Below are 26163 nucleotides of genomic sequence, written 5' to 3'. Positions count from 1 at the left end.
TACCGCCTAGTCCATCGTCGGAATGACGAAGTGGTCGGTGTCCGCGACGTGAGCGCCCTCGATGTCGCCTTCCTTGACACCGGACGGCCAGCGCTGCGTGACGGTCTTGGTCTTGGTGTAGAAGCGGAAGGCGTCCGCCCCGTGCTGGTTGAGGTCGCCGAAGCCCGACGCCTTCCAGCCACCGAAGGTGTAGTACGCGATCGGAACCGGGATCGGAACGTTGACGCCCACCATGCCGACCTGGACGCGGGTCGTGAAGTCGCGGGCGGTATCACCGTCGCGGGTGAAGATCGCGACGCCGTTGCCGTATTCGTGCTCGCTGGGCAGGCGAAGGGCCTCCTCGTAGTCGCGGGCGCGCACGACGGTCAGGACGGGACCGAAGATCTCTTCCTTGTAGATCGACATGTCGGTAGTGACGCGGTCGAACAGGGTTGCCCCGGAGAAGAATCCACCCTCGTTGCCCTCGAGGACGAATCCGCGGCCGTCGACGACGAGTTCGGCGCCTTCTTCGACGCCCTTCGCGATGTACCCGTGCACGCGGTCGCGGGCGGCGGCGGTCACGAGCGGACCGAAGTCGGCCTTCTCGTCGAAGCTGGTGCCGATGCGGAGTTCGGCGATGCGCTCGCGGAGCTTGGCCACGAGCCGGTCGGCGGTCTCCTCACCGACGGGGACTGCGACCGACAGTGCCATGCAGCGCTCACCGGCCGAGCCGTAGGCGGCGCCGACGAGTGCGTCCGCGACCTGGTCGAGGTCGGCGTCGGGCATGATCACGGCGTGGTTCTTCGCGCCGCCGAAGCACTGTGCGCGCTTGCCGTTCTTCGCGGCGGTTTCGTAGATGTACTGGGCGATCGGCGTCGAGCCGACGAATCCGAGTGCCTTGACCCGCGGATCGTCGAGCAGGACGTCGACGGCTTCCTTGTCGCCGTTGACGACGTTGAACACGCCCGCGGGCAAGCCGGCTTCGAGGAAGAGTTCGGCGAGGCGCAGCGGCACGGAGGGGTCGCGCTCGGACGGCTTGAGGACGAAGGCGTTGCCGGACACGAGGGCAGGTGCAGCCTTCCACAGCGGGATCATGGCGGGGAAGTTGAACGGGGTGATGCCCGCGACCACGCCGAGCGGCTGCCGCATCGAGTACACGTCGATACCGGCGCCGGCGGATTCGGTGAATTCACCCTTGAGCAGGTGCGGAGCGCCGAGTGCTACTTCGACGACCTCGAGGCCGCGCTGGATGTCGCCCTTCGCGTCGGGGATCGTCTTGCCGTGCTCGCTCGAGAGCAGCCGGGCGAGTTCGTCCATGTTGTCCTGGGCGAGCTGCAGGAACCGCATGAGGACGCGAGCGCGCTTCTGCGGGTTCCACGACGCCCATTCCTTCTGTGCGATTTCGGCGTCGGCGATCACGTTCTCGACCTCGGCGCGCGTGGCGAGCGGAACACGGGCCTGGACCTCGCCGGTGTTGGGGTCGAAGACGTCGGCGAAGCGGCCGGAGGTGCCGGAGACGTGCTTGCCTCCGACGAAGTGGGTCAGTTCTCGAATGCTCATGCGCGAAACCCGTCCTTTACTCGATAGTGGTGGCTGTGTCATGGCAGCCGGGAAGTCCAAAGTCTTCGCTCATCCTATAGTTGGAAGTCCATGTATGTCCAGGGTCACAGCTGCTGCACCAAGCTCCGCCCCATGACCGGCGGACGGAGGAACAGCACCGTCTCATGATCCGCGAACTCGCCGGATAAGGTCAGCCCTTCTACTGGTCGCGCTTGTCCTGTCCAGGTTCCGTTTGCGCACGGCCGAAAGACGGGCGATGGCATACAGCTCCAGGGCTGATACAGTTTCGTATATCACCAGCTGAGGAGAATGATTCATATGTCAGTTTCCTACGAACCAGACATCGAACGCCGACTGCGGGCAGTACCTGCACGCAACGAACTGGCGAGAATCCTCAAGCTCCGCGCCGTCAGCGACGCAGTAAAGGCCGGATGGACTCAGCGCAAGATCGCAGAAGAGATCGGCGTCGAACAGCCCGAGGTCAGCCGCCTGGCCAAGGCCGCACGCCTCACCCCCGACGTGTGCGAGCGCAGCCCACGCGAGGTGCTCCTCGAATACGCCGCAGGCATGATCGACCACGCCGCGATGATGAACGAACTCGAACACTGGGACTACACGTTCGGACAGACCGACCCCACCGGCGAGGTCTACCTGCCAGGCACCTGGGACCAGATCGAACGGGCCCGTGACTTGCTCTCAGATGACGACTACCAGCGTCTTTTCAACCTGACCGCCGACCGACGCGCTGCTGCTGGGCGCGTGTAGTGGCGGACCTGCAAGCGAAGACAGCGGTTGTACTCGAGCGAATGTGCGCCAGCGGTGGCACGCTCGACCGCGACGGCGCCACAGCTTCACACCGGCTCTACGCCAACGACCCACACCGGCGTCGCACCGTGGACCGGATCATCGAGAGTTACCTCGCCGAACAGCGCGACATCGCCTTCGATGGGCACTTTTGCGCGGTCGCCACGGCTGGCGTACCGGGCGCGGGAAAGTCAACGAGCATTCAACGTCACGGCCTCGCAGGACTGGGCTGGCGGATCCTCGACGCCGACCGGATCAAGGACCACCTGATCCGTGACGCACTCGACACCGGCGTCTACCGAAGCGTCCTCGACCTGTCCCTGCCGGACGGCGGGACCGTCATGCCCCGGGAACTCGCCACACTGGTGCACACAGAGTCGACGAAGATCCTCGACGCACTGCAGGACCTCTGCTTGCAGCGCGGCGAAAACATCGTTATCGAAGGCACATTCAGCTGGCCTGGCCTGGGTGAACGTCTCCTCCGTAAACTCGGCGCTGCAGGCTACGAACGATTCACCATCATGGACGTCGAAGTTCCCCTTGAACGCGCGCAGACGCAGGCGCTGCAACGGTGGTGGGGCGGCCGGCAGCGCGTCGACAATGGGCTTGGCGGGCGGTTCACCCCCGCGGCCGTGATCGCCGCTCTGTACCCGGACACCGGATCCGAGACGATCTGTGCTGCGAACGCCCGCGCCACCTTCGATCACCCCCTCACCGCAGAGATCCGCTCCGTCGAACTCCTCGTCGACGACTACACCAGCGGGGAACTCGTTCAGCGAATCTCCACCCGGAGCGATGGTGTGATCAGCTACGAGTCCGCCGGAGAGCACTCCGAAAAGTAGGATCGGACTTCGTCCCCCGGTCGGTGGTCCTGTACGGGAAACCGCTTCCCTGCCCGCTCTTATGTCGATTTCGCCTGATCCAGCCGGTGGCAATGGCGTCACGGCCCCTGATCGGACGCTCGCCGACCCCGATCAGCGAGCGAGAAGCTTGGCCTTCTGCGCCGCGAACTCCTCGGAGGTGAGGATGCCTTCCCTCTGCAAATCGGCGAGTTTCCGCAGTTCATCGGCGATCAGCGAGGGTGATGCTGCTGCCGGCGCCGGTGGGTCGGCCTGTACCGGTACGACCATTGTCGGTGTCGACTTGCTGTTGAAGAGCCGGTGACTCTGAAACCACTTCTCGATCAGCTCGGCCGTGCCATGGTTGACCTCCACCGAGGCCAGGGTGGTGCCGTTGCCGAGGATGTGAAGCATCCGCGTGAGCATCTTGCCGTTGTGGGTTACAGAAAAGCCCCTGACGTCGGCGATGTCGACACGGCAGGCCTGCGTGAACTCCCCGCTCTTGATGTACGCGGCGGTGCCATCTTCGTACTCCATGATCTTTCCGTTACCGAAGCCCAACGCGTGCCCAACTTGGTTGGCATTGCAGTCCCTCCGAGAAGTTTGAGATGGCGCATTCACACGCCCGCCGCATGGTCCCGGCTGGCAGCCCAGTAGCCGGGCAACGTGCCAATGACACGCCGTACTGTCCCCCGTCCGGATTACACCGGCCGCAGACGGGTCGTGCGCGTTTCGCACTGCAACTCGACGGGCGCCGCTGCCCGATGGCCGGTGGTCTGGAGCAGGCGTCGCGGCGGGAGCGTTCATCGCGGCTTACCGGATACGTACCCGCCCGCGTACCGGGTACGACGGCTTCCTCCTGGAGACGGCGGTCGGTCAGGTACCCGTCGATCTGATCAGGCAGTGGCTGCGGGGACCGGATGTTCTGGTCGCCGCGGGACTGGTTCTGGCACTGGTGCTCTGAGAGCGGGAAGCAGTGGCCGAACCGCTGTCGCAGCCGTCAACGCATCCGGCGGTAGAGATCTTCGAGGTCGGTCATCGCGCGAATGACCACGGCTTCGTCGGTGCCCCCGGCTCGCAATGCACGACGCAGCAGCATCGGGTCGAGATCCTCGAGCGCTGGCCGGAACCGTTCGGCCGGCAGATCGGGGAGTTCGGTGTCTTCACCGTAGAAGTCACCGGTGTCGGGGGCTGCGGCGTCGACACCGCCGATCAGCGTCGTCAAATCCACCCCGCGCAGGGTGAGCACGTCCAGAGGCTTCTCGTCGACGTGTTCGGCGAGAAGGTACGCGACTGCCGCCGCGTGCTTGCAGGGCCAGCCGTCGTCGGGGCAGGTGCAGTCGAAATCGAGTTCGCCCGCGCGCCGAGGCAGCAGCGACGGTCCGAGTTCTTCGGGGAGCGCACCGGCCGCCAGTCGCGCCAGCATGCCCGGCGACGCTCGCACCTCGCGGATCAGCTCCTCGACGGCGTCGTCGTCGAGTCGCCGCACGGTGACCGTCGCGGTGAACGGCCGCAACTGGCTGCCCTGGACTTCCCCGACCGCCGCGCCGGGCTCGATCCGCATCGAGACCACTTGCCCGGACCGCGCATAGGCACGACCGCGCGTGAGCCGGCCTTTGTCGGCCACCTGCTCCATGGTCGAGATCAGTTCCTTCGACCACCAGCTGCGCCCGATCGCGCCGCGCTTGGTTCGGGTCTCGACCCTGTTGTCGAGGGCCATCAGTCACCCACCGCTTCGTCGCCGAGCGACAGCAGCGAGTGCAGCTGCTCGGTGGACAACTCCGTGATCCAGTTCTCCCCCACCCCGATCGCAAGATCAGCCAATTCCTGTTTCCCGGTGAGCATTTCGTCGATCCGCTCCTCCACAGTGCCCACGCACACGAGTTTGCGCACCTGCACGTTGCGTCGCTGCCCGATACGGAACGCACGGTCGGTGGCCTGATTCTCGACCGCCGGGTTCCACCACCGGTCCAGATGCACGACATGATTGGCAGCGGTCAGATTCAAGCCGGTACCACCGGCTTTGAGCGAGAGCAGCATGATGGGCGGACCGTCGTCGCCCTGGAACCGGGCGACCATCTCGTCGCGCTTCGCCTTCGTCACGCCGCCGTGCAGGAACGGCACGGTCGTCGCGAACCGTTCGGCGAGATACGGGGCGATGAGCTCGCCGAATTCGCGGAACTGGGTGAACAGCAGGACTTTCTCGCTGTCGGCAAGCACCGACTCCACGATGTCCTCGACCAACCCGAGTTTGCCCGAGCGGTGCCGGCCACGGCGCATCACCGGCGATCCGTCGCCGAGGTAGTGCGCCGGATGGTTGCACACCTGCTTGAGCCGGGTCAGCGCGGCGAGGACGGCACCCTTGCGTGCCATGCCTTCCTTGTCGCGAATTTTGCGCATCATGTCGTCGACCACGGCGCGGTAGAGCGCTGCCTGTTCTGCCGTGAGGTTGGCACGGACCGTCTGTTCGAACTTCTCGGGCAGGTCGGAGATCACGTCCGGGTCGGTCTTGACGCGCCGCAGTACGAACGGTGCCGACAAGGCGCGCAGTCGTGCGGCGGCCGCCGCGTCGTGATCGCGTTCGATGGGTACGGCGAAGCGCGCCCGGAACGAGGCCGCGCTCCCGAGCAAGCGGGGGTTCGCGAAATCGAGAATCGACCGGAGTTCTTCGAGCCGGTTCTCCACCGGCGTTCCGGTGAGAGCGATGCGATGAGCCGCGGGGATCGCCCGGGTGGCGCGAGACTGCGCGGTCGCGGTGTTCTTCACGTGCTGCGCTTCGTCGAGAACAACGCGGCGCCAGGGCAATTCGGCGAGTTGCGCGACATCACGCGCTGCGATGGCGTAGGTGGTGACGACCAGATCACCGGCCGCGACCGCGGTGGCGAGGGCTTCTCCCCGCAACCGCTGCGCTCCGTGATGGACGTACACGCGCAGATCCGGGACGAACCGCTCCGCCTCGCGCTGCCAGTTGCCCACCACCGACATCGGGCACACGAGCAGGGTGGGTGGGCCGGCGGGAGCGGTCTCGCGTTCGTGCGCGAGCAGAGCCAGAACCTGCACGGTCTTGCCCAGCCCCATGTCGTCGGCGAGGACCGCGCCGAGCCCGAGCCGGCTCATGAACGCGAGCCAATCGAGGCCGCGCTGCTGGTAGGGACGCAGTTCTGCCACAAGCCCGGCCGGTGGGCCGATCTCCTCGGGCTGAGCCTGCCCGTCGAGCAGCGTCTCGACCCAACCGGACGCGGCGATGTCGGTGACCTCGACGGGTGGTGCATCGTCGCCGGTGAACTGCGCGAACAGCGACCCCAGGGTGCCGTCTTCTTCCGAATGCGCGGTGACGAAACGCGCGGCACGCGCGAGTGCCTCGGCGTCGGCACGCACCCACTTGCCGCGCAGCTTCACCAGGTCACTGTTCGCCGCGACCAGTTCGTCCATCTCGGTCCGGGTGAGCAACATGTCGCCGACTGCGAGTTGCCATTCGTACGACACGATCGCACTCATGCCGACCATGCTGTCGTCGGCGCTGACCGGTGCGACCGGCGAGTCCACCTGCAGGCGCAACGACGGGTCGACCGTCGCCCAGGCCCTCGGCAGGAGAAGCGACACGCCCGCGGCCTGCAACGCGCGGGCACCGTGTTCGACGAGGTCGATCACCACCGGGGTGGGCAGCAGCAGGTCGAGGGTGTCGACGTCGCGTGGAACGTCCTGGAGTCGCGGGTAGGCGGTGACGGCCGCGCCGAGCTTGCGGATGGCGATCTGCAGAAGGTGCGGATCGGTGCCTTCCACGGTCACCGGCACGGGCGCCTGCCCTTCGGAACGCAGGCACACTTCCAGCCGCCACAACGCGGCGACACCGATGTCGGCCTCGTCGTCGGTGTCCTCCGGTTCGGCGAGACGCAGTACGAGGTCGGGTTCGTACCCGGCGAGGCTGGCGCGCCACTCGTCCAGAGCATCGGCCATCCGCTGCGTGCCGCGCGGATGCGGGCGGCCTTCGGCGAGTGCCGCGACCAGCGGGTGCAGTGACGTCGAAGATCCGTGCAGGGTCCGGACGATCGGGTCGGTGAGTTCGGCACACATGTCGTCGAGCAATGCCGCCGGCCGGCCGAGTTGGCGCTGCACGGGCGGCATCGCAGCGGCGAGCTCCGCCGACCACGCGCGCGTCTTCTCGCCGCCGAGCAGTTGCCAGCGCGCCCACCACTGCTTTTCCGCCCGGACGAGTTCGGGTGCGACCCGGCCCGCCTGCGCCCAGCGCTCGATGCCGCGAGCGACGTGGGCGAGGTAACGCAGGTCGCCGGCGACGCCGCTGGGGCGTCGCGGAAGATCGAGAAGGAGAACGGCCGCGTCGGGCGGTGCCACGGCGACGGCGGGCAGCACCCGCGGCGCGGTATCGCCCGGGAGAGTGAGTTCGACGCGGTGCCGGAACGGCCTGTCGATCCACCGCCGCAGCGCCGACGGCAACACCTCGTCGTCGGCTTCGACCGCGGGATCGCGCCACAGCATCAGGCCTGATCCCGGTGACCACAGCCCGTGCAACATGCCCTCCATGGTGCCAGCCGTCCCGGCGCGGCTCATGGCAGGGTTGGCGCGCCGGACGCAACTGCCGGTGAACGGCGAGCATGCGAGAGACACTGGTCGGCACAGGTCCGCACACTCCAGGAGCCGCGATGTCCATTCTGGTGCAGGTTCTCGAACAGACGCCCAGCACACGCACGCCGTGGGAGCAGGTCAAGTACGGGTTCGTCGACTGGGATCACGTGACCACCCTTCGTCTCGACGGTCGCTGCGGGGTGTGGCTCGACGGCACGAAGCCGGGCGAATCGCACCGGCTCGCCACGACAGCGTCGCCACAGGAAGCGATCTTCTTCCTGCTCGCGGTGTTCGAGAAGATCGCCGAGTGCGCGGACGCGGGCGGGTCGTGGATCGTCGGGCACGACGGGGCCACCGTCGGATCGGTCAGCGCGTCGCGTTTCCCTGCGCTGCCCGACAGTCGCCGTCCGGGCCGCTGACGTCGTAGCCGGCCTGCGTCCTCGTACTCCGACCGGGCATGACCCTCGCCCTCGAACCGTGATTGACCCCGACGACCGACCGGATCGTCTTCGATCCCGACGGCTGGACGATCCGTTCCGCCGACGGGTCGCGCACAGCGAGCACACCATCGCGATCACCGACGTCGGCCCACTCGTCCTCACCGCACCGGCCGAGCGGTAGCAAGACGGCGGCGCGCCGGCCGGGATCCGAATACGACCGGCGCGCTACCTGATTCGGTTAAACGGGTAGATTGCGCGGAATCCACTCCGGGTCGCGCTTTTCCATGAACGCGCGCATTCCCTCACGCGGCTCGGGCGACGTCTCGAGCGCACCGAACATCGTTTGATAGTCGATCTGCCCGTAACGCTCGTTGAGCATGCGCTTGACCTGAGCGCGCGCGATCGGAGCGGTCTGCAGTACCTCGCGCGCGGCGGTCAGCGCGGCCTCACGCAGTTGGTCGTGCGGCACCACCCGCGAGATCACTCCGAGGCGCAGCGCCTCCGCAGCGTCGAAACGCCGCGCGGACAGGATCAGGTCGCGTGCCGCCGCGATGCCGACATGAGCCGGTAGAGCTGCCGCGTACGTCGCGTCGGGGATGCCGCGCAGCAGTTCGGGCACGCGGAAGGTTGCCCGTTCGCTCGCGACGGCGATGTCCGACATCATCGCCACGAGGAGTCCGCCCGCTTGGCAGATTCCGTTGACCGCCGAGATCACGGGTGCGCGGCTGTCCCGGATCGTCAGGAACGGCACGACGTCGGTGCCGGCGAGCCCTTCGGGCAGATCGTCGCCGGGCTCGGAGCGGCCGCCGAGGTCACCGCCGGGCGCGAAGACGTCGTCCACGCCCGTGATGATGAGTGCCGCGAGGTCGGGGTCGCTGTTGACCAGCCGGACCGCCCGTTTGAGTCCGTAGTACATCGCCGGAGTGAAGGCGTTGCGGGCCGCGGGCCGGTCGATGATGCACCAGCCGATCGCGCCTTCCCGCTCGAATCTCAATCCACCGGCGCCGAGGTCGTCTCCCATAGCGGCAGCATATACGATTCTCCCGAAATGAGAATGGCATGTTCAAGCGAGGCGGGAGCAGCGCCGCGCACCGGCACTACGGTGGAGGGATGCTCTCGCGCATCACCAAGGACACCCGGCTGTGCATCTCCCTGTCGGCTCGCCCCAGCAACATCGGAACCAGATTCCACAACTATCTGTACGACGAACTCGGCCTCGACTTCGTCTACAAGGCATTCGCGCCCACTGACATCGAGGGCGCGATCGCGGGAATCCGGGGACTCGGCATTCGCGGCGCCGGGGTCTCGATGCCCTTCAAGGAAGCCGTCCTGCCGCTCGTCGACGTGCTGCACGATTCCGCGCGCGCCATCGAATCGGTCAACACGATCGTCAACGACGACGGTGCACTCCACGCGTACAACACCGATTATCAGGCGGTGACCGACCTGCTCGTCGCTCACGACGTCGACTCGTCGCTGCCGGTGACGATCATCGGCAGCGGCGGCATGGCCAAGGCGGTCACCGCGGCGCTGCGTCACAGCGGGTTCACGGACGGGGTGGTGGTCGCGCGCAACGAACGAACGGGACGTCCCCTCGCGCGCAAGTACGGATACGAATGGCACGCGGACGCAGGCGCCGCCTCCCCGGGACTGCTGGTCAACGCGACGCCCGTCGGGATGGCCGGGGCACCCGAATCGGATCGCCTACCCGTGCCGGAAGAAGTCGTCGCGGCTGCCTCGGTGGTGTTCGACGTGGTCGCGGTGCCGGCGGAGACACCGCTCGTACGCTTCGCCCGTAGCCGGAACATTCCGGTGATCACCGGCGACGAGGTGATCGCGTTGCAAGCGGCCCTGCAGTTCGCGCTGTACACGGGCGTCACACCGACCCCCGATCAGGTACGCCGCGCGTCCGAGTATTCGCGGTCCTGACCGGGAGCGGTGCGTAGCGCTGCGGTGATCGAGGCGTGGTGGATCAGATGGTGCCCACTGCTTCGAGTCCGTCGAGGACGACATTCGCCGCCCCGAACGCCGTATTCATCCCGAGCCGGGTGATGTCGTGAGTGTCCGGGTTCTGGAGCCCGAAGTTGTTGACCCAGGAAGCCGTTCGCGCGGACTGGAACATGAAGGTCGTCGTCTCCGTCTCGCCCAGGAGATCACCGACGAACCATCCGGTGAAGAAGTCGTGCAGATTCGTGCCGTACGTGGCCGCGAACTCGTCGGCGATGACCGGGGAGGCGTCGACCAGGGCGTCTCCGAAGGTGTAGAAGTCGCGGGTGTGCTCGGGGGTGGAGCCGATGGTCACGAGCGCCTCGGGGAAATCGATCACGAGGTGCGCGACGATCGCGCCGAGCAGAACGCGGCCCGGGCTGCGGTCACACTTCTCCGTCTCGGCCAAAGCCTCGGCCCAGTGCGCGGCGGGGGTTCCGCCGGTGACGTACTCGTGCAGATTGGCCAGATACAGCCGGACCACCTCGACGGCCAGTGCACTCGCCCACTCCGGGTCGTCGTAGATGCCGGAGTTCAGCGTCGGACCGGTGAGTTCGAGTATCTCGTCGAACGCCAGGACGAAGGCGCCGCGGTAGTCGTCGCTCCGGGTGAGCACCTCGCGCAGCTCGGCGATACGAGCCCGGGCGTCGTCGAACGTGTCGAGACCCGCAGGATCCGTGAGCGCCGCGATGTCGGCGACCGGAGTCGCGGACACGCACGCCGAGGGGGCAGAGTCCGCGGGCATTGCCGACGCGGCGGGCGCGGCCGCAACCGCGATCACCAGAGCAGCGGCACTGGAGGACAGGGCAACACTTCTCCGTGTCTTACGTGTGAAATGCGTCATTGTTCGGAATTTATACCAGCATCTGTAGCAGGAAACGAGTGCGGCGTTCCGCTCACACAGCACCACCGGCTACGGGCCGCCGCCGTAGCGACGTCCCTCGAAATGCCGGCTCAGCTTCCTGTCGCCACAGGCCGGCGCGTATCGGCCGACCACTGCGACCACGACCCCGGATACAGCGCCGCATCGATCCCCACGATCGCCAGCGCGGCGATCTCGTGCGCCGCGTGGATCCCCGAACCGCAGTAGACGGCAACGTCGCCGCCGGTCACGCCGAGTCTCTCGAATCGTGCCGCCAGCTGATCCGGGGGGCGGAACGAGCCGTCCTCCCGAAGGTTCTCGGTGGTCGGTGCACTGATCGCCCCGGGAACATGTCCGGCGCGGCGATCGACAGGTTCCTCGTCCCCGCGGAAACGCTCGGACGAACGCGCATCGAGAAGCACGCCGTGCGACGGAAAACGCGCCACCTCGTCGGCGCCCACGATGGGCAGATGTCCGGAACTCAACGACACGTTCCCCGGATGCGGGTGCTCCCCCGGGCCCGCGGCCACATCGTGCCCACCGGCGGTCCACGCCTGCAGCCCGCCGTCGAGCAGGCGAACATCGGTCAGCCCCGCCCAGCGCAGCAACCACCATGCGCGCGCCGCCGCGAGATCCCCCGACGCGTCGTACGCGACGACCGGGTCGCCGTCGGATATGCCCCAGCGCCGCGCAGCTTGTTCCAGATGCGCGATGTGGGGAAGGGGGTGGCGGCCCAGTTCGAGCGACGGCGGAGCGGCCAGTTCCGACTCGAGGTCGACATAGACCGCTCCGGGTATGTGGCCCCGGTAGTACCGCTCGATCCCGTGGGTGTCGCCGAGAACCCACCTCACATCGAGCAGTACCGGCGGCCTGCCTTGTTCGATCAACCGCGCCAGGTCGGGCGCCGAGATGAGCACGTTGGTATCCGGCATGTTTCGATCCTGGCACGGAACATGATCGGTCCGCATCACCATTCGCGATCCGGCACAATGCCGCTCCGTGACCGAATCCCCGCCGAACACTCCGTCTACGCCGTTCGGCGGGGCCACACCGATCTCGCGGCCGATCACCGCGGGAGTCGTGACCGCGCTCGTCGGTTTCACCAGTTCCTTCGCCGTCGTGCTGACCGGGCTGCGCGCGGTCGGTGCCTCGCCCGCCGAAGCGGCGTCGGGGCTCGCCGCGTTGTGCCTGACCCAGGGCCTCGGCATCCTCTGGCTGTCGCGCCGGTTTCGCACGCCCATCACGCTCGCCTGGTCGACACCCGGCGCGGCGTTGCTCGCCGGTACCGGCGTGGTGACCGGCGGCTGGCCGGCGGCCGTCGGTGCCTTCGTCGTCGTCGGCGCGGCCGTCGTGGCAACCGGGTTCTGGCCTCTGCTCGGACGATTGATCGCGTCCATTCCCGTCTCCCTCGCGCAGGCGATGCTCGCGGGCATCCTCGTGCCGCTGTGCCTGGCACCGGTCACCGCGCTGGCCGACTCGCCCGCGGTGATCGCACCGGTGGCGCTGGTGTGGCTGTTGCTGCAACGCGTGCGACCTCGCTGGGCGGTCCCGGGCGCGTTCGCCGCAGCGACGCTGGTGATCGTGGTGCACCTCGTCCGTACCGGCACCTCGGTGACGCCTGCCGAACTCGTCCCCCGGTTCGAACTGACGGCGCCCGCCTGGACGTGGCAGGCGTTGCTGGGGATCGCGCTGCCGCTCTACATCGTGACCATGGCGTCGCAGAATATTCCGGGTACCGCCGTGCTCCACTCGTTCGGGTACCGAACGCCTTGGCGTGCGGTGATGACGGTGACCGGAATCGGCACGATGGTCGGCGCTCCGGCGGGGGGCCACGCCGTCAACCTGGCCGCCATCAGTGCGGCGCTCGCCGCCGCGCCCGATGCCGACCCCGATCCGGAGCGCCGCTGGGTGGCAGCGTGGTCGGCAGGCTGGTCGTACCTGGTGCTCGCCCTGTGTTCGGCGGGCCTCGCCGCGCTGGTCGTCCTCGCTCCCGCGGGGGTGGTCGAAACCGTGGCCGGTCTGGCGCTCCTGGCGACCCTCGGCGGCGCTCTCTCCGCGGCGCTCGGCGACCCGCACGGCCGCGAGGCCGCCGTGGTGACGTTCCTCGTCGCGGCATCCGGATTGTCGATATTCGGTGTCGGTTCTGCATTCTGGGCGCTGTTGGTCGGACTTGCCGTCCGGGGAGCACTATCGTCGAAGGGTGAACAACTGTCAGCCGACGAGACCCGCCGCACAGCCTGATCCGGAGCAGTTCCCGGTGCTCTGGCCCATGCAGACACGCTGGGCCGACAACGACCACTACGGTCACGTCAACAACGTCACCTACTACTCGTACTTCGACTCTGCGGTGAACGGCTGGCTCATGGCCACGACCGGGGTCGATATCCGGGAACTCGACGCGATCGGTGTGGTCGCGGAGACCTCGTGCCGCTATCTCGCCGAACTGTCGTTCCCCGACCGACTCCAGGTCGGACTCGCAGTTCAGCGCCTCGGCACGCGGTCCGTCACCTACTCACTCGCGATCTTCCGGGAATCGGAGGGCTCGCTGCAGCCCGCCGCGACCGGCCGGTTCGTGCACGTCTACATCGACATGCAGACCCGGAAGCCGGTCCCCATCCCCGAACAGATCCGCAAAGCGCTGATGCAGCTGGTCACCTCGACAGCTACCTAGCGGCTCGGCGGGCATCGAGCGTCAGTCGGCTCCGGCCGCCCGGCGTAGCAGCGGTGCGGTGCGCTGAGGCACCAGTTCGCGCATCACCAGTGACATGTCGGTACGTTCGACGCCCGGAATCCCGAGAATCCGTTCCGCGAGCCGGTACAGGTCGTCAGCGTCGCGGGCGACGATCTTCACGGACAGGTCGATCGGGCCGGTGACCCCGTACACCTCGGTGACCTCGGGAATCCGTGCGAGTTCGTCGACGACCGCGTCGAGCCGGTGCTGGTCTACCCGGGTGTCGACGTACGCGGCTAGCGGATACCCGAGCGCGACGGGATCGACGCGACGCTCGAACGAGGCGAGTACCCCTTCGGAGTCCCATCGGCTCAGCCGCGCCTGAACCGTGTTGCGCGAAAGACCGAGTCGCTGCGACAACTCGACACCGGTCGCACGCGGTGTGCGAGCGAGCTCGAGCAGCAACCGTGCGTCGGTCCCGTCCAAACTGGTCATTCTCCGCAGTCTGCCACTCCGGCCCGACCCTCGACTGTGCTTTCTGCTCACTGTGTCGGGTATCGATTGCGCAGTCACCCCACGGGAGGATTATGTGAGGTACACCACTGCTTGATCCGGCACTGACACTCCGGTGCGGCCTACCCGGCTCGCTCGGACGACACCCACGAGGTGACCCGATGGTTGTACCCAAGACCTACCCTGTCCAGTTGATCCAGCCCGACGGGCAACGCGTCCACAATCCCGCGTACAGCGCGTCGGTCGCGGACATCGGACCCGCTCAGCTCCGCGACCTCTACCGCGACCTGGTGGTCGTCCGCCGACTCGACGCCGAGGCCACCGCGCTGCAGCGGCAGGGGGAACTCGGGCTCTGGGCGCCGATGACCGGGCAGGAGGCCGCACAGGTCGGCTCGGCCCGCGCACTCGACGCCGACGACTACGTCTTCACCAGCTATCGCGAGCACGCCGTCGCGTGGTGTCGCGGCGTCGACCCCGCCGATATGACAGCCCTGTGGCGCGGTTGCGCCCACTCCGGCTGGAACCCTGCCGACGTCAACATGACCAACCCCGCGATCGTCGTCGGTGCCCAGGGGCTGCACGCGACCGGTTACGCGATGGGAGCAAAACTCGACGGGGCCGACATCGCCACGATCGTGTATTTCGGTGACGGCGCCACCAGTGAAGGAGATATGTCGGAGGCACTGGGGTTCGCTGTCGCCTGGGGCGCCGGTGTCGTCTTCTTCTGTCAGAACAACCATTGGGCGATCAGCGCCCCCACCCAGGTGCAGAGCCCGGTGCCGCTCGCGCAGCGCGCGGCGGGGTTCGGGATGCCGGCCGTGCAGGTCGACGGCAACGACGTGCTGGCGGTCCTCGCGGTGACCCGTCAGGCGGCCCGGCACGCACGCGAGGGCTCCGGACCGTTCTTCGTCGAAGCGCTCACCTACCGGATGGGTCCGCACACCACGTCGGACGACCCGGGCAGGTACCGCGCTCCCGCCGACCTCGAGGCATGGAAGGCCCGCGATCCCGTGGATCGCCTGCGACGACTGCTCGAGCGCGAAAGCCTCGTCGACGCGGCATTCTTCGACGACGTCGACTCTGCCGCCGGGGACGCGGCGATGCGGTTGCGCCGCGGCACCCTCGAACTCCCCGATCCGCACCCGCTGACGATGTTCGACCACGTCTATGCCACCGAGCATTCGCTGATCGCGCGGGAACGCGCCGGATACGCCGGCTATCTCGCGAGTTTCACCGACACCGATGAGGAGGCCGTGCGATGACCACCACGACGATGGCGCTCGGAGCGGCACTCAACGCGGGGCTGCGCCGGGTCCTCGAACAGGACCGGAAAGTGATCGTGATGGGCGAAGACGTCGGCCGGCTCGGCGGCGTCTTCCGGGTCACCGACACCTTGCAGAAAGACTTCGGTGAAGGGCGGGTGATGGATACACCGCTCGCGGAATCGGGCATCGTGGGAACGGCATTCGGGATGGCTCTGCGCGGATACCGGCCCGTGTGTGAGATCCAGTTCGACGGCTTCGTCTACCCCGCCTTCGACCAGATCGTTTCGCAAGTCGCGAAAATCCACTATCGCACCGCGGGCGCAGTCACCGCGCCGCTCACCATCCGCATCCCCTACGGCGGCGGAATCGGTGCGGTCGAACACCATTCGGAGTCGCCCGAGGCATACTTCGCCCACACCGCCGGTCTTCGCACGGTCAGCCCTGGCAGCCCGTCGGATGCGTACTGGATGATCCAGCAAGCCGTCGCACTCGACGATCCCGTGGTGTTCCTCGAACCGAAACACCGGTACTGGGAGCGCGGCGAGGTCGACCTGGACAGCGGACCCGATCTCCCTCTCGACCGTGCCCGCATCCTTCGCGCGGGAAGCGACGCCACCGTCGTGACGTTCGGCGCCATGGTGCCGCCGGCGCTGCAAGCAGCGGATATCGCTGCCGCCGAGGGACAATCGCTCGAGGTCGTCGATCTCCGGTCGCTGTCACCCATCGACTTCGACACGATCGAGGAGTCCGTTCGCCGCACCGGCCGCCTGGTCGTCTTGCAGGAGGCACCCGTGTTCTGCGGTATCGGCGCGGAGATCGCCGCGCACATCACCGAGCGGTGCTTCTACCAACTCGAAGCGCCGGTTCTGCGTGTCGGCGGGTTCGACATTCCGTATCCGCCCGCCAAGCTCGAATCGCACCACCGGCCGGACCCCGACCGGATCCTCGCCGCAGTGGATCGCGCGCTCGCGGCATGACGGAAGGAAAGACGATGTCGCAGTCCGTCGAGTTGTCACAGTCCGTCGAGTTGTCACAGTCCGTCGAGGAGTTCCGCCTGCCGGATCTCGGGGAAGGCCTCACCGAAGGTGAGTGGGTGTCGTGGTCCGTTCAGACCGGTGACCGACTCGAGCTCAATCAGGTCATCGGCGAGGTGGAGACAGCGAAGGCGACCGTGGAGCTTCCGTCACCGTTCGCCGGCACCGTCGCCGAACTTCTCGCGGCCCCCGGTGAGACCATCCCCGTGGGCAGCCCGCTGTTGCGGATCGCGGTCGGTGCTGCGCCGCAGGGTGATACACAGACTCCCGGCCGGTCCACAGCCGAAGCGCCGTCCGAAGGGCGCCCGGCAGTGCTCGTCGGTTACGGCCCGGGGGCTGCGCCCGTCAGCCGGCGCGCGGCACGTGGCCGACCGCCCGAAACTGCGCCGGACCATGACGCGGTTCCGGTACACCGGCCGGACGCCAAGCCGGGCGCGCGGCGTGAAGCGGCACTGCGGGGAGTCGATCTGTCGGATGTCCCGGGCACCGGCCCCGGCGGTGTCATCACGACCGAGGACGTGCGGCGCGCGGCCGGGACCGACGGCAAGGAAGCCGTCGAGCACACCCTCAACGGCTCCGCCTCCACTTCGCCGACCACCCGGGTGCCGATCCGCGGCGTCCGCAAGCGCACGGCGGACGCGGTGACCCGCAGCGCATTCACCGCGCCGCACGCGACCGTGTTTCTCACCTGCGATGTGACCGGCACCGTGGACCTCGTCACGCGCTTGCGCAGCGAACCGGCATTCGACGGGCGGCATCTGACGGCGTTGACGATCGTCGCGCGGGCGTTGATACGCGCGATCGCCGACGAGCCGTCGCTCAATTCGCGCTGGGACGACGCGGCCGGGGAGATCGTCGTCCACCGCGACGTACATCTCGGGATCGCCGCCGCCACACCGGACGGATTGAAGGTTCCGGTCGTGCGCGACACCGCGCGCCTGCCGCTCCCGGACCTGGCAGGTGCGATCGCCGAGGCCGCCGATCGGGCACGGACCGGGCGGGCGTCACCGGCCGAGCTGACCGGTTCCACGGTGTCCGTCACCAACATCGGGGTTTTCGGGATCGAAGCGGGCACGCCGATCCTCAACCCGGGGGAAGCGGCGATCCTCGCGGTGGGTGCCATCGCCGATCGTCCGTGGGTGATCGACGGGGCACTCGCGGTCCGCAAGGTCGTGAGTCTGTCGCTCTCGTTCGACCATCGTCTCGTCGACGGCGAGCAGGCCGGCCGCGCGCTCGCCGGGATCGGCCGGTTCCTCGGCGACCCGGTGCCCGCGCTCCTCGGCAGCGTTTGACGGTGCGGTCCAGGGGTCAGCCGTCAGGCTCGGTCCCTTTCGCTCGTGACCGATTCTGTGCGGACGGCGTCCGTCTCGCTCGCGCGTCGTCTGTACCGACGACACCGGCGCCCACGCGGTGATCCGCGTGGGCGCCGGTGCGGGAAAGAAAGGTCAGAGAGCTTTCAGCTCTTCGGTGACCTCGGCGACCATCTTCTTCGCGTCGCCGAACAACATCGAGGTGTTGTCCGCCGTGAACAGCGGGTTGTCGATGCCCGCGTAACCGGAACTCATCGACCGCTTGAGCACGATGACGGACTTCGACTGATCCACGTTGAGGATCGGCATTCCGTAGATCGGGCTGGACGAGTCGTTGCGCGCGGCGGGGTTGGTGACGTCGTTCGCGCCGATGACGATGGTGACGTCGGTGCGGTTGAACTCCCCGTTGATGTCGTCCATCTCCTTGAGCGCGTCGTAGGACACCTCGGCCTCGGCGAGCAGGACGTTCATGTGACCCGGCATCCGTCCCGCGACAGGATGGATCGCGTACTTGACCTCGACACCGCGCTGTTCGAGGAGCGACGCCATCTCCTTGACCGCGTGCTGCGCCTGTGCGACGGCGAGGCCGTAGCCGGGCACCACGATGACCTGGTTGGCGTAGGCCATCTGGATCGCCGCGTCGGACGAGGACGTCGACTTGACGGTGCCGCCGGTCGCGTCGGTGACACCGGCCACTCCGCCGTCACCCCCGAACGAACCGAACACGATCGCGGGGATCGACCGGTTCATGGCCTTGGCCATGAGGTTGGTGAGGATCGTGCCGGATGCACCGACGATCATGCCCGCGACGATCATCGCGGTGTTGTTCAGCGCGAGGCCCGCGGCCGCGGCCGACAGACCGGTCAGAGCGTTGAGCAGCGAGATGACGACCGGCATGTCGGCGCCGCCGATGGGGAGCACGACGAACAGACCCATCAGGCCCGCGACGACGAGCAGCGCGAGGATCCAGATACCGGCGGTCGGATCATTGGCGGGATCGGCGTTGATCCCGATGTAGACGGCGATCGCGAGCGACGCCACGGCGAGCAGGACGTTGGCGATCTGGAACAGCTTCGCGCCGCCGACCAGCTTCTTCTCGACGTTCTTGTTCAGCAGTTCCTGAAGCTTGACGTAGGCGACGATCGAACCCCAGAAGGAGATGGAGCCGATGATCGCGGCGAACAGCGAACCGATGACGATGTGGACGGTGGGCTCGCCGTCGATCTGGGTGAAACCGTCGGTGTCGAGGAACTCGGCCCAGGCGATGAGGGCGACGGTGCCACCACCGACGCCGTTGAACATGGCGACCAACTGCGGCATCGCAGTCATCTTGGTGCGCAGGGCCGGCGGGACACCCAGGACGACACCGACGACCAGGCCGGCGACGATGATGATCCAGTTGCCGGTGTCGCGGATGTCGATCAGGGTCGCGACGACGGCGAGCAGCATGCCCACGGCAGCGATGTAGTTGCCGCGCACCGCGGTCTTCGGGCCGGTCAGGCCCATCAGACCGTAGATGAACATGCCGAACGCGACGATGTAGAGGATGGACACGAGGTAACTCATCGGGCGTCGGCTCCCTCGGTCGCGGCGGGCTTGCCGGAGTCTTTCTTGGGCTTGAACATTGCGAGCATGCGGTCGGTCACGACGAAGCCACCGACCACGTTGAGCGTGCCGAACACCAGCGCCACGAACAAGATGACCTTGATGCTCCACGGCGCGTCGGCCGGGAGGTGGCCGAGCACTACCAGGGCACCGAGCACGACGATGCCGTGAATGGCGTTGGTGCCCGACATCAACGGGGTGTGCAGTGTGTTGGGAACTTTGGAAATCACTGCGAAACCGACGAACCCGGACAGCACCAGGATCGCGATGTTCGCCAACAGTTCGTTGTACATCTAGGGGGTCTCCTTCGAGCGGGTCACGCACGCCTCGGCGAGAATCTCGTCCGAGAAGTCCGGGGCCGGCGTGCCGTTCTCGTCGAGCATGAGTTCGAGCAAGGCGGCGACGTTCTTCGAGTACAGCTCCGAGGCGTGCTCGGGCATCGTCGCGGGAAGGTTCAGCGGCGAGCAGATGGTCACCCCGTGCTTGACGACGGTCTTGCCGGGTTCGGTGAGCTCGCAGTTGCCGCCGGTCTCGCCGGCGAGGTCGACGATGACCGAACCGGGCCGCATTCCCTCCACGGCCGCGGCGGTCACCAGACGCGGCGCGGGGCGGCCGGGCACCAGTGCGGTGGTGATGACGACGTCGAAGCCCTTGATGGCGTTCTCGAGTGCCTGCTGCTGCTGGGCGCGCTCGTCGTCGCTGAGTTCACGGGCGTATCCGCCCTCACCGGCGGCGTCGATGCCGAGGTCGAGCCACTGGGCGCCGACCGAACGCACCTGGTCCGCGACCTCGGGACGCACGTCGTATCCGGTGGTGCGGCCGCCGAGACGCTTGGCGGTCGCGAGCGCCTGCAGACCTGCCACACCCACGCCGAGGACCAGCACCGTGGCGGGCTTGACCGTGCCGGCCGCGGTGGTGAGCATCGGGAAGAACCGGGTGGATTCGTTGGCAGCGACGAGGACGGCCTTGTAGCCGGCGACGTTGGCCTGCGACGACAGCGCGTCCATGACCTGCGCACGGGAGATACGCGGGATGGCCTCGACGGCGTATGCCTCCACACCGGCAGCGGCGAGCGCCCCGATCTGGTTGTCGGCGTTGCGCGGTGCGAGGAAACCGATCAGGCGGCGTCCCGAGCCGAGCCGGGCGATCTCCGCGTCACTGGGCGGCGCGACCTTGACGACCACGTCGGCCGACCAGGCGTCGCCGATCTGCGCGCCGGCCTCCTTGTAAGCGGCGTCGGGAATGAGCGCGCCGAGACCGGCGCCGGCTTCGACGACCACGTCGAAGCCCTTCGCGGTCAACGACGGCACGATCTTCGGCACGAGCGCGACACGCCGCTCACCGTCGTGGGTTTCGCGAACCACGCCGATGGTCGGACGACGGTGCACTCCGCTCCCCGTATTCGATCCTTCGGTACTCAATTTCTCTGACTCCTGCGTCGATGAAATGCGCGGCGCCGCGATCGGCGGCGAGATGTGCGTGGCGATGGGCCATGTGACGGCCCGCACTCGTAGTGACTCCATGCAGACCTACCGGGACGGCACCCGACCTGCAACTTGCACGAATCGTCTGAATCGAGTCCGAACAGCAAGATGATGCAAGAATGTGACACACCTCACTTCACAAGCTTGCCGCAACTACTGTGAGCGTGAAGCGGAAAGGAAACGCCATGCCACACCGCACGGTCACCGTCGAACGGGTCTACGACCACCCGGGCGACGAGGTGCCGTTCCGGGTCCTCGTCGACCGGCTCTGGCCGCGAGGCCTCCGGCGGGACGCCTTCCACTACGACGAATGGGCCCAGAATCTCGCTCCCTCGACAGATCTCCGCAAGTGGTACTCACACGACACCTCCCTGTTCACGGAGTTCCGTGATCGGTACCGCCGAGAACTCGCATCACCGGCAGCGACCGACGCCATCGCCCGTCTCGACGAGGCGGCGAACGGCCGCGCGCTCGTGCTGCTCACGGCAACTCGCGACGTCGAGCACAGCGGCGCGCGGGTACTCGCCGACTACCTGAGAGAGCACTGACTCTCCGGAGGAGCGCCGACAGTCCGAGGACTGACGGAAAGAGATACGGCCCGGCGGCCCCGGCACTCTTCTACCCTGAGCTCCATGGATGTTCCTGCCGCGGTCCTCGATCTCACGCGCACCGCGCGCCGCGTAGCGGTGCTCACCGGCGCAGGAATGTCGGCCGAGAGCGGTGTCCCCACCTTCCGCGATGCGCAGACGGGTCTGTGGGAGGACTTCGATGCAGCAGCTCTCGCGACTCCGGAGGCGTGGAGCGCCGACCCCGCGGTGGTGTGGGCCTGGTACCAGTGGCGGGTCGCACTCGCGCGGAGCGTCGCACCCAACGCGGGTCATCACGCGCTCGCCGACTGGGCACACACGGTGAAGGTGGCGATCGTGACTCAGAACGTCGACGATCTGCACGAGCGTGCCGGCAGCAAGGTTCTCGCGCACCTGCACGGAAGCCTCTTCGACCCGCGGTGCAGTAGTTGCGACCTCCCGATGGAGCTGCCCGAACCGCCTGCCGAACCGGTGAGGCGTCTCGAGCCACCGGCGTGCGGAACGTGCGGCGGCGCAGCGCGCCCGGGCGTGGTGTGGTTCGGTGAAGCGCTTCCTCGGCAACCCTGGGAGGCTGCGGTCGGCGCCCTCCGCGTCGCGGACGTGCTGCTGGTCGTGGGCACTTCCGGCATCGTGTACCCGGCGGCGGAGCTACCCGAACTGGCGGCCCGTCACGGCGTCCCCGTTATCGAGATCAATCCCCAGGACACGGAGTTGTCCCCTCATGTGGAGGCGGTGTGGCGGACGACGGCAGCAGTGGGGTTGCCGGGGCTGGTGGCGGCGTCGAGACGTTAGAGTGACCCGATGGGTTCCTGTGTGTTCTGCGACATAGTCGCCGGTACCGCACCGGCCGCGCGGGTCTACGAGGACGACGACGTCGTCGCGTTCCTCGACGCCCGCCCTGTCGCAAACGGCCACGTACTCGTCGTGCCGCGTGAGCATGTCTCGCGTCTCGAGAATCTCGATCCCGAACTCGGTGCGTCGATGTTCCGTGCCGGGCAACGCCTCGCCCGGGCACTGACCCGTTCGTCTCTCCCCACCGACGGCACCAATCTGGTTCTGAACGACGGCCGTGCCGCGTTCCAGTCCGTCTTCCATGCCCATCTGCACCTGCTTCCCCGCAGGAAGGGCGACCGGATTCGTCTCGGTGTCGGTCTCGTCCGTCGCCGGGCCCACGATCCCGACGCCACTGCTGCGGCAATTCGTGCAGGACTCGACCGTCTCGCCTCCGAGGAGAAGAATCCATGACGCCACAACCGGAAACCGCCGACGCAGTCGAATTTCCCGTCGACACCATCCGCCCGCTCCTGCTCGAAGAATTCGCGGTGATCGACTCTCTGGTCGCCGGCCTCGACGGGGACGAATGGTTCACGCCGACGAATCTTCCCGGCTGGACGGTCAAGGACATCATGGCTCACCTCATCGGGACCGAGTCGATGCTCGCCGGCATCGACGCGCCGCACGTGAACATCGACGTGCACGCACTCCCCCACGTGCGCAACGAGATCGGCGCGTTCAACGAACACTGGGTCGAGTCCCTTCGCGGAACTCCCGGCGCCGAAGTGCTCGAACACTACCGGCAGATCGTCGCTCGCCGCACCGAGCAGCTGTCGGCGATGACCCAGGAGGATTTCGCAGCGCCGGCCGACACCCCGGTGGGCCGCGCGACCTACGGCCGTTTCATGCGCATCCGCGTCTTCGATTGCTGGCTGCACGAACTCGACATCCGGGACGCCATCGGTGAGCCGGGCGACGAGGGCGGCCCACGTGCAGAACTCGGGTCCGCCGAGATATTCGGTGCCGTGCCGTTCGTGTTCGGCAAGCTCGGCAAGGCCCCCGACGGCGCGCGCATCACAGTCGAACTGACCGGCGCGCTCGCACGGACCATCCACGTCGAGGTCGACGGACGTGCCGCGGCGGTCCCCGCACTGTCCGGCCCGGCGACTACGACGATCGCCATGGACTCGGGCCTGTTCGTGCGGCTGGCCGGTGGCCGGGTGCGCGCCGTCGACCGACTCGACGAGATCACGCTCGGCGGCGACACCGCGGTCGGACGCCGTCTCGTCGAGAATCTCGCCTTCACGATCTGATCCCGTGCGGCTGTTTCTCTCGTCGTACCGGCTGGGCGCCGATCCGGACCTGTTCCTGCGGGTCGTGGGTCCGCCGGGACGCATCGCCGTGATCGCCAACGCCGCCGACGCGTGGCCGCCGACTGCCCGCCGCGCCGCGGTCACCAGCGAGTCGGCGCCGCTGCGTTCACGAGGATTCGTCCCCGAGGAGATCGATCTGCGCGATCATCTCGGCGACCCCGGCTCGCTGCGCGCGCGGCTCGCCGCGTTCGGCTCGGTGTGGGTGCGCGGCGGCAACACGTTCGTGCTGCGTGCACAGATGGCGCGCAGCGGGGCGGACGCCGTGCTCACCGACCTCGTGGGTCGCAACGAACTGGCGTACGCCGGCTACAGCGCAGGCGCATGTGTGGTGACCCCGTCACTGCGGGGGCTCGAGTTCGCCGACGATCCGGAAGAGGTGCGGACAACCTGCGGAACGGATGTGGTGTGGGAGGGTCTGGGCTGGATCGACCATGCCATCGTGCCGCACGCGGGCTCGTCCGAGCTTGCCGACGAAGGTATCGAGCGAAGCCTCCGGTACATGCGGGACAACGCGATTCCCTTCGTCGCCCTGACCGACGACGACGCGCTCGTCGTGGAGACCGACCCGCGGTGAACACGACGGTACGGTGAGAACATGACACAGAACACCGAACCCGGCAGCACCGATACCCGCATCGAACACCTGCCCGAGCAGTCGCGTTTCGCGCTCTACCTCGGCGACGCTCTCGCCGCCTACGCCGATTATTCCCAGCACGGTGACCTGCGCGATTTCGACCACACCGTCACCGACCCGAATTTCCGTGGGCGCGGACTCGCCGCCGATGTCGTGCGGTACGCGCTCGACGCGACCCGCGACGAGGGCTTGAAGATCGGGACGTCCTGCTCGTACGTGGAGAAGTTCGTCGCGGAGCACCCGGAATACCGCAACTGACCGGACAGGCGCCGCGCCCGTGCGGCGCCACCGTCAGTTGAATCCCATCACCTGACTGCCCCACGCCTGCCGAAACGCTCCGTCCGGGTCCGCGACCACGGAGTCCTGGGCGTCGAGCAGGAGCGTCAGCCGCTGCTCCGGCTCGTAGCGCGGCCAATGCGCGGATCCGTCCAGCGCTGCCGGTACACCGTGGCGCGCGAAGGCCAGCCAGCGTCGCCGCATTCGGCCCGCCACCTCGGACGCCGCCTTCCGTCCCCCCAACCAGAACGTCGGGTCGCGCCCGAGGCTTCCGAAATTGCCGAAAACATAAGGCAATTCGGTGGCGTGACCGGCGCCGATCCGTGCAGCGCGCAGGATGGGCGTGGCGTGATCGAAGCGGTACACCCACGTCGGAGAGTGCACGCTGTGCGCTTCGGCAACCCAGACCACCGGCATCCGGAAACCCGCGTCCCCCGAGAGAGCCAATGCGCCACTGGTTTTCGTCAGATCCGGGTATGCCGCGATGATCTCGGCGAGCCGGTCGGGTTCGAGGTCGGGCCGGTCGTCTGAGAGCGCCCGGAACATCGCCTGAATCGCGGTGTCGTTCACCGGCATCAACGGCGACTTCATGAATCTGAAGATCGACGGCTCGTCCTTGTTGGACCCGATGATGAGCGGGATGCGGTGCGACAGACCCTTCTGGAATGCCGCCACCGGATACTTCGGCACCAGATCACGGTCGACGACCGGCGTCATCGCCAAGGTGCCCGGCACCTTGGTCGGCACTTCACCGACCAAAACTTCCGACGCCTCGACGAGGGTGTCTACCGGCATCGCCAGCAGCTCGGAGACGCGGGATCGTGGCAGCCCGAGAATCTCGAGGAATCGTTCGGCGACGGCGGCGGCCCGTTCGCGGCCGTAGACGGACGTCGCCGGGGGCGATTGCGCGATGGCCCGATGGAAGAGCCCTTCCGCGCGGGGGACCGTCATCAAGGTGGTGACGGAACCGCCGCCGGACGATTCTCCGAACAGCGTGACGTCACCGGGGTCGCCACCGAAGTCGGCGATACAGTCCCGTACCCACTCGAGGGCAGCAATCTGGTCACGCAGGCCGACATTGCTTTCGAAGGTGGTCTCGTCCGTGGAGAACGACGACAGGTCGAGGAATCCGAGCGGACCCAGCCGGTAGTTGAGGGTGACCACCACGACGTCGCCGGTCTCGCACAGCAGGCGGCCGTCGTAGATCTTCTGTCCCGAATATCCCAGCACGTACGCGCCGCCGTGGATCCACACCATCACGGGCCGCGCGGTGCCGTCCGGTTCGGGCGCCCACACGTTGAGCGAGAGGCAGTCCTCCCCCATTGTCATCCCCGGTTCGATGCGGATGGGGCTTTGTCTGCTCTGCGGGGCGATAGGCCCGTATCTGTCGCACTCGAGCACGCCCTCCCAGGGCCGGGGCGGTTCGCACGAGCGGAACCGGCGGGCACCACCGGTGGGAGCCGCGTACGGGATGCCCTTCCACGAGAAGACCGAGCCGTCGCGGTAGCCGCGGACCTGCCCGTACTTGCAGTCGACGGTGAGCGTTGCAGTGGCCACGTGACCTCCCGGTGAACCGATCAGTC

27 protein-coding genes and 1 pseudogene are annotated in these 26163 nt (G+C 67.6%); 16 read left to right on the top strand and 12 right to left on the bottom strand.

Translation table 11 applies throughout. The annotated features are described in order from the left end of the window. Positions 1 to 6 precede the first annotated feature (6 nt). Positions 7 to 1539, bottom strand: a complete 1533-nt coding sequence (locus tag RDCOP1_RS10940) for a CoA-acylating methylmalonate-semialdehyde dehydrogenase (protein ID WP_072700255.1) — start codon at positions 1537 to 1539, stop codon at positions 7 to 9. Positions 1540 to 1857: 318 nt separating this feature from the next. Here RDCOP1_RS10940 and RDCOP1_RS10935 point away from each other — a divergent pair, with 318 nt between their 5' ends. Both RDCOP1_RS10935 and RDCOP1_RS10930 read left to right on the top strand, forming a co-directional pair. Then, positions 1858 to 2304, top strand: coding sequence for a hypothetical protein (locus RDCOP1_RS10935; RefSeq protein ID WP_072700253.1), 447 nt, complete (start codon positions 1858 to 1860; stop codon positions 2302 to 2304). Then, positions 2304 to 3185 carry a zeta toxin family protein gene (locus RDCOP1_RS10930; RefSeq protein WP_072700252.1) on the top strand — a complete coding sequence of 294 codons (882 nt, stop codon included), beginning with the start codon at positions 2304 to 2306 and terminating at the stop codon, positions 3183 to 3185. The genes RDCOP1_RS10935 and RDCOP1_RS10930 overlap by 1 nt, the downstream gene beginning before the upstream one ends. Positions 3186 to 3317: 132 nt before the next feature. Here RDCOP1_RS10930 and RDCOP1_RS10925 read toward each other — a convergent pair whose 3' ends face one another. The 3 genes from RDCOP1_RS10925 to RDCOP1_RS10915 all read right to left on the bottom strand — a co-directional run bounded on the left by RDCOP1_RS10925 (position 3318) and on the right by RDCOP1_RS10915 (position 7715). After that, entirely contained in the window at positions 3318 to 3719 is a 402-nt protein-coding gene (locus tag RDCOP1_RS10925) for an SHOCT domain-containing protein (RefSeq protein ID WP_111731579.1), read from the bottom strand. A 463-nt stretch (positions 3720 to 4182) separates the two neighbouring features. Further along, a complete protein-coding gene (locus RDCOP1_RS10920) occupies positions 4183 to 4902 on the bottom strand; it encodes an SWIM zinc finger family protein (protein ID WP_072700248.1) in 720 nt (239 codons plus the stop codon). Beyond that, on the bottom strand, positions 4902 to 7715 hold the full coding sequence (locus tag RDCOP1_RS10915) for an SNF2-related protein (RefSeq protein WP_494410392.1): 2814 nt from the start codon (positions 7713 to 7715) through the stop codon (positions 4902 to 4904). Before RDCOP1_RS10915 ends, RDCOP1_RS10920 begins: the two co-directional genes overlap by 1 nt. 128 nt (positions 7716 to 7843) lie before the next feature. Here RDCOP1_RS10915 and RDCOP1_RS10910 point away from each other — a divergent pair, with 128 nt between their 5' ends. Together RDCOP1_RS10910 and RDCOP1_RS21785 are read left to right on the top strand one after the other, a co-directional pair. Then, positions 7844 to 8185 carry a hypothetical protein gene (locus RDCOP1_RS10910; protein WP_072700246.1) on the top strand — a complete coding sequence of 114 codons (342 nt, stop codon included), beginning with the start codon at positions 7844 to 7846 and terminating at the stop codon, positions 8183 to 8185. A 20-nt stretch (positions 8186 to 8205) separates the two neighbouring features. Next, a pseudogene (locus tag RDCOP1_RS21785) lies at positions 8206 to 8387 on the top strand (type I methionyl aminopeptidase); the annotation flags it as partial. Between the two features lie 57 nt (positions 8388 to 8444). Here RDCOP1_RS21785 and RDCOP1_RS10900 read toward each other — a convergent pair. Beyond that, positions 8445 to 9227, bottom strand: coding sequence for an enoyl-CoA hydratase/isomerase family protein (locus tag RDCOP1_RS10900; RefSeq protein ID WP_072700244.1), 783 nt, complete (start codon positions 9225 to 9227; stop codon positions 8445 to 8447). An 89-nt stretch (positions 9228 to 9316) separates the two neighbouring features. Between RDCOP1_RS10900 and RDCOP1_RS10895 the strand changes: the two genes are divergently transcribed. Continuing rightward, positions 9317 to 10135, top strand: coding sequence for a shikimate 5-dehydrogenase (locus RDCOP1_RS10895; protein WP_072700474.1), 819 nt, complete (start codon positions 9317 to 9319; stop codon positions 10133 to 10135). Positions 10136 to 10178: 43 nt separating this feature from the next. Here the strand turns inward: RDCOP1_RS10895 and RDCOP1_RS10890 are convergent, their stop codons facing one another. Both RDCOP1_RS10890 and RDCOP1_RS10885 read right to left on the bottom strand, forming a co-directional pair. Further along, entirely contained in the window at positions 10179 to 11036 is an 858-nt protein-coding gene (locus RDCOP1_RS10890) for a DUF5995 family protein (protein WP_072700242.1), read from the bottom strand. Positions 11037 to 11146: 110 nt separating this feature from the next. Next, on the bottom strand, positions 11147 to 11986 hold the full coding sequence (locus RDCOP1_RS10885; RefSeq protein WP_072700472.1) for a sulfurtransferase: 840 nt from the start codon (positions 11984 to 11986) through the stop codon (positions 11147 to 11149). Between the two features lie 121 nt (positions 11987 to 12107). Here RDCOP1_RS10885 and RDCOP1_RS10880 point away from each other — a divergent pair, with 121 nt between their 5' ends. Further along, positions 12108 to 13295, top strand: a complete 1188-nt coding sequence (locus RDCOP1_RS10880) for a benzoate/H(+) symporter BenE family transporter (RefSeq protein ID WP_111731661.1) — start codon at positions 12108 to 12110, stop codon at positions 13293 to 13295. After that, positions 13255 to 13725, top strand: coding sequence for an acyl-CoA thioesterase (locus RDCOP1_RS10875; RefSeq protein ID WP_072700238.1), 471 nt, complete (start codon positions 13255 to 13257; stop codon positions 13723 to 13725). Before RDCOP1_RS10880 ends, RDCOP1_RS10875 begins: the two co-directional genes overlap by 41 nt. Positions 13726 to 13746: 21 nt before the next feature. On the opposite strand, the gene RDCOP1_RS10870 is transcribed toward RDCOP1_RS10875, so the two are convergent. Further along, positions 13747 to 14220 (bottom strand): Lrp/AsnC family transcriptional regulator, encoded by a 474-nt coding sequence (locus RDCOP1_RS10870; RefSeq protein ID WP_072700236.1) that lies wholly within the window; start codon positions 14218 to 14220, stop codon positions 13747 to 13749. 179 nt (positions 14221 to 14399) lie between these two features. On the opposite strand from RDCOP1_RS10870, the gene pdhA reads away from it, so the two are divergent. The 3 genes from pdhA to RDCOP1_RS10855 are packed head-to-tail and all read left to right on the top strand — an operon-like array spanning position 14400 to position 17829. After that, positions 14400 to 15500: a pyruvate dehydrogenase (acetyl-transferring) E1 component subunit alpha gene (gene pdhA, locus RDCOP1_RS10865; protein ID WP_072700234.1), complete on the top strand. Its 1101-nt coding sequence runs from the start codon at positions 14400 to 14402 to the stop codon at positions 15498 to 15500. Further along, a complete protein-coding gene (locus tag RDCOP1_RS10860) occupies positions 15497 to 16480 on the top strand; it encodes an alpha-ketoacid dehydrogenase subunit beta (RefSeq protein ID WP_072700231.1) in 984 nt (327 codons plus the stop codon). The genes pdhA and RDCOP1_RS10860 overlap by 4 nt, the downstream gene beginning before the upstream one ends. Positions 16481 to 16494: 14 nt before the next feature. Continuing rightward, positions 16495 to 17829, top strand: a complete 1335-nt coding sequence (locus RDCOP1_RS10855; protein WP_072700470.1) for a dihydrolipoamide acetyltransferase family protein — start codon at positions 16495 to 16497, stop codon at positions 17827 to 17829. Between the two features lie 153 nt (positions 17830 to 17982). Here RDCOP1_RS10855 and RDCOP1_RS10850 read toward each other — a convergent pair whose 3' ends face one another. The 3 genes from RDCOP1_RS10850 to RDCOP1_RS10840 are packed head-to-tail and all read right to left on the bottom strand — an operon-like array spanning position 17983 to position 20873. Further along, on the bottom strand, positions 17983 to 19413 hold the full coding sequence (locus RDCOP1_RS10850; RefSeq protein ID WP_072700229.1) for an NAD(P)(+) transhydrogenase (Re/Si-specific) subunit beta: 1431 nt from the start codon (positions 19411 to 19413) through the stop codon (positions 17983 to 17985). Continuing rightward, positions 19410 to 19745, bottom strand: coding sequence for an NAD(P) transhydrogenase subunit alpha part 2 (locus tag RDCOP1_RS10845; RefSeq protein WP_072700227.1), 336 nt, complete (start codon positions 19743 to 19745; stop codon positions 19410 to 19412). Before RDCOP1_RS10845 ends, RDCOP1_RS10850 begins: the two co-directional genes overlap by 4 nt. After that, entirely contained in the window at positions 19746 to 20873 is a 1128-nt protein-coding gene (locus RDCOP1_RS10840) for a Re/Si-specific NAD(P)(+) transhydrogenase subunit alpha (protein WP_072700468.1), read from the bottom strand. Positions 20874 to 21121: 248 nt separating this feature from the next. On the opposite strand from RDCOP1_RS10840, the gene RDCOP1_RS10835 reads away from it, so the two are divergent. The 6 genes from RDCOP1_RS10835 (at position 21122) to RDCOP1_RS10810 (ending at position 24562) form a co-directional block, all read left to right on the top strand. Next, entirely contained in the window at positions 21122 to 21484 is a 363-nt protein-coding gene (locus RDCOP1_RS10835) for a DUF488 domain-containing protein (RefSeq protein WP_072700225.1), read from the top strand. A gap of 84 nt (positions 21485 to 21568) precedes the next feature. Beyond that, positions 21569 to 22315, top strand: a complete 747-nt coding sequence (locus tag RDCOP1_RS10830) for an SIR2 family NAD-dependent protein deacylase (protein WP_072700223.1) — start codon at positions 21569 to 21571, stop codon at positions 22313 to 22315. Positions 22316 to 22324: 9 nt separating this feature from the next. Then, on the top strand, positions 22325 to 22768 hold the full coding sequence (locus RDCOP1_RS10825; protein WP_072700221.1) for an HIT family protein: 444 nt from the start codon (positions 22325 to 22327) through the stop codon (positions 22766 to 22768). Next, entirely contained in the window at positions 22765 to 23610 is an 846-nt protein-coding gene (locus tag RDCOP1_RS10820) for a maleylpyruvate isomerase family mycothiol-dependent enzyme (RefSeq protein WP_072700219.1), read from the top strand. Before RDCOP1_RS10825 ends, RDCOP1_RS10820 begins: the two co-directional genes overlap by 4 nt. 4 nt (positions 23611 to 23614) lie before the next feature. Then, positions 23615 to 24244: a Type 1 glutamine amidotransferase-like domain-containing protein gene (locus tag RDCOP1_RS10815; protein WP_072700216.1), complete on the top strand. Its 630-nt coding sequence runs from the start codon at positions 23615 to 23617 to the stop codon at positions 24242 to 24244. A gap of 21 nt (positions 24245 to 24265) precedes the next feature. Beyond that, positions 24266 to 24562, top strand: coding sequence for a GNAT family N-acetyltransferase (locus tag RDCOP1_RS10810; protein WP_072700214.1), 297 nt, complete (start codon positions 24266 to 24268; stop codon positions 24560 to 24562). A 33-nt stretch (positions 24563 to 24595) separates the two neighbouring features. Here RDCOP1_RS10810 and RDCOP1_RS10805 read toward each other — a convergent pair whose 3' ends face one another. Then, positions 24596 to 26137 carry a carboxylesterase/lipase family protein gene (locus tag RDCOP1_RS10805; protein WP_072700212.1) on the bottom strand — a complete coding sequence of 514 codons (1542 nt, stop codon included), beginning with the start codon at positions 26135 to 26137 and terminating at the stop codon, positions 24596 to 24598. Between the last annotated feature and the right edge of the window lie 26 nt (positions 26138 to 26163).

Source organism: Rhodococcus coprophilus NBRC 100603, assembly GCF_001895045.1.
Classification (GTDB): Bacteria; Actinomycetota; Actinomycetes; order Mycobacteriales; family Mycobacteriaceae; genus Rhodococcus; species Rhodococcus coprophilus.
The sequence above is the reverse complement of the archived record's forward strand: the minus strand, read 5'-3'. Positions and strand labels throughout refer to the sequence as shown.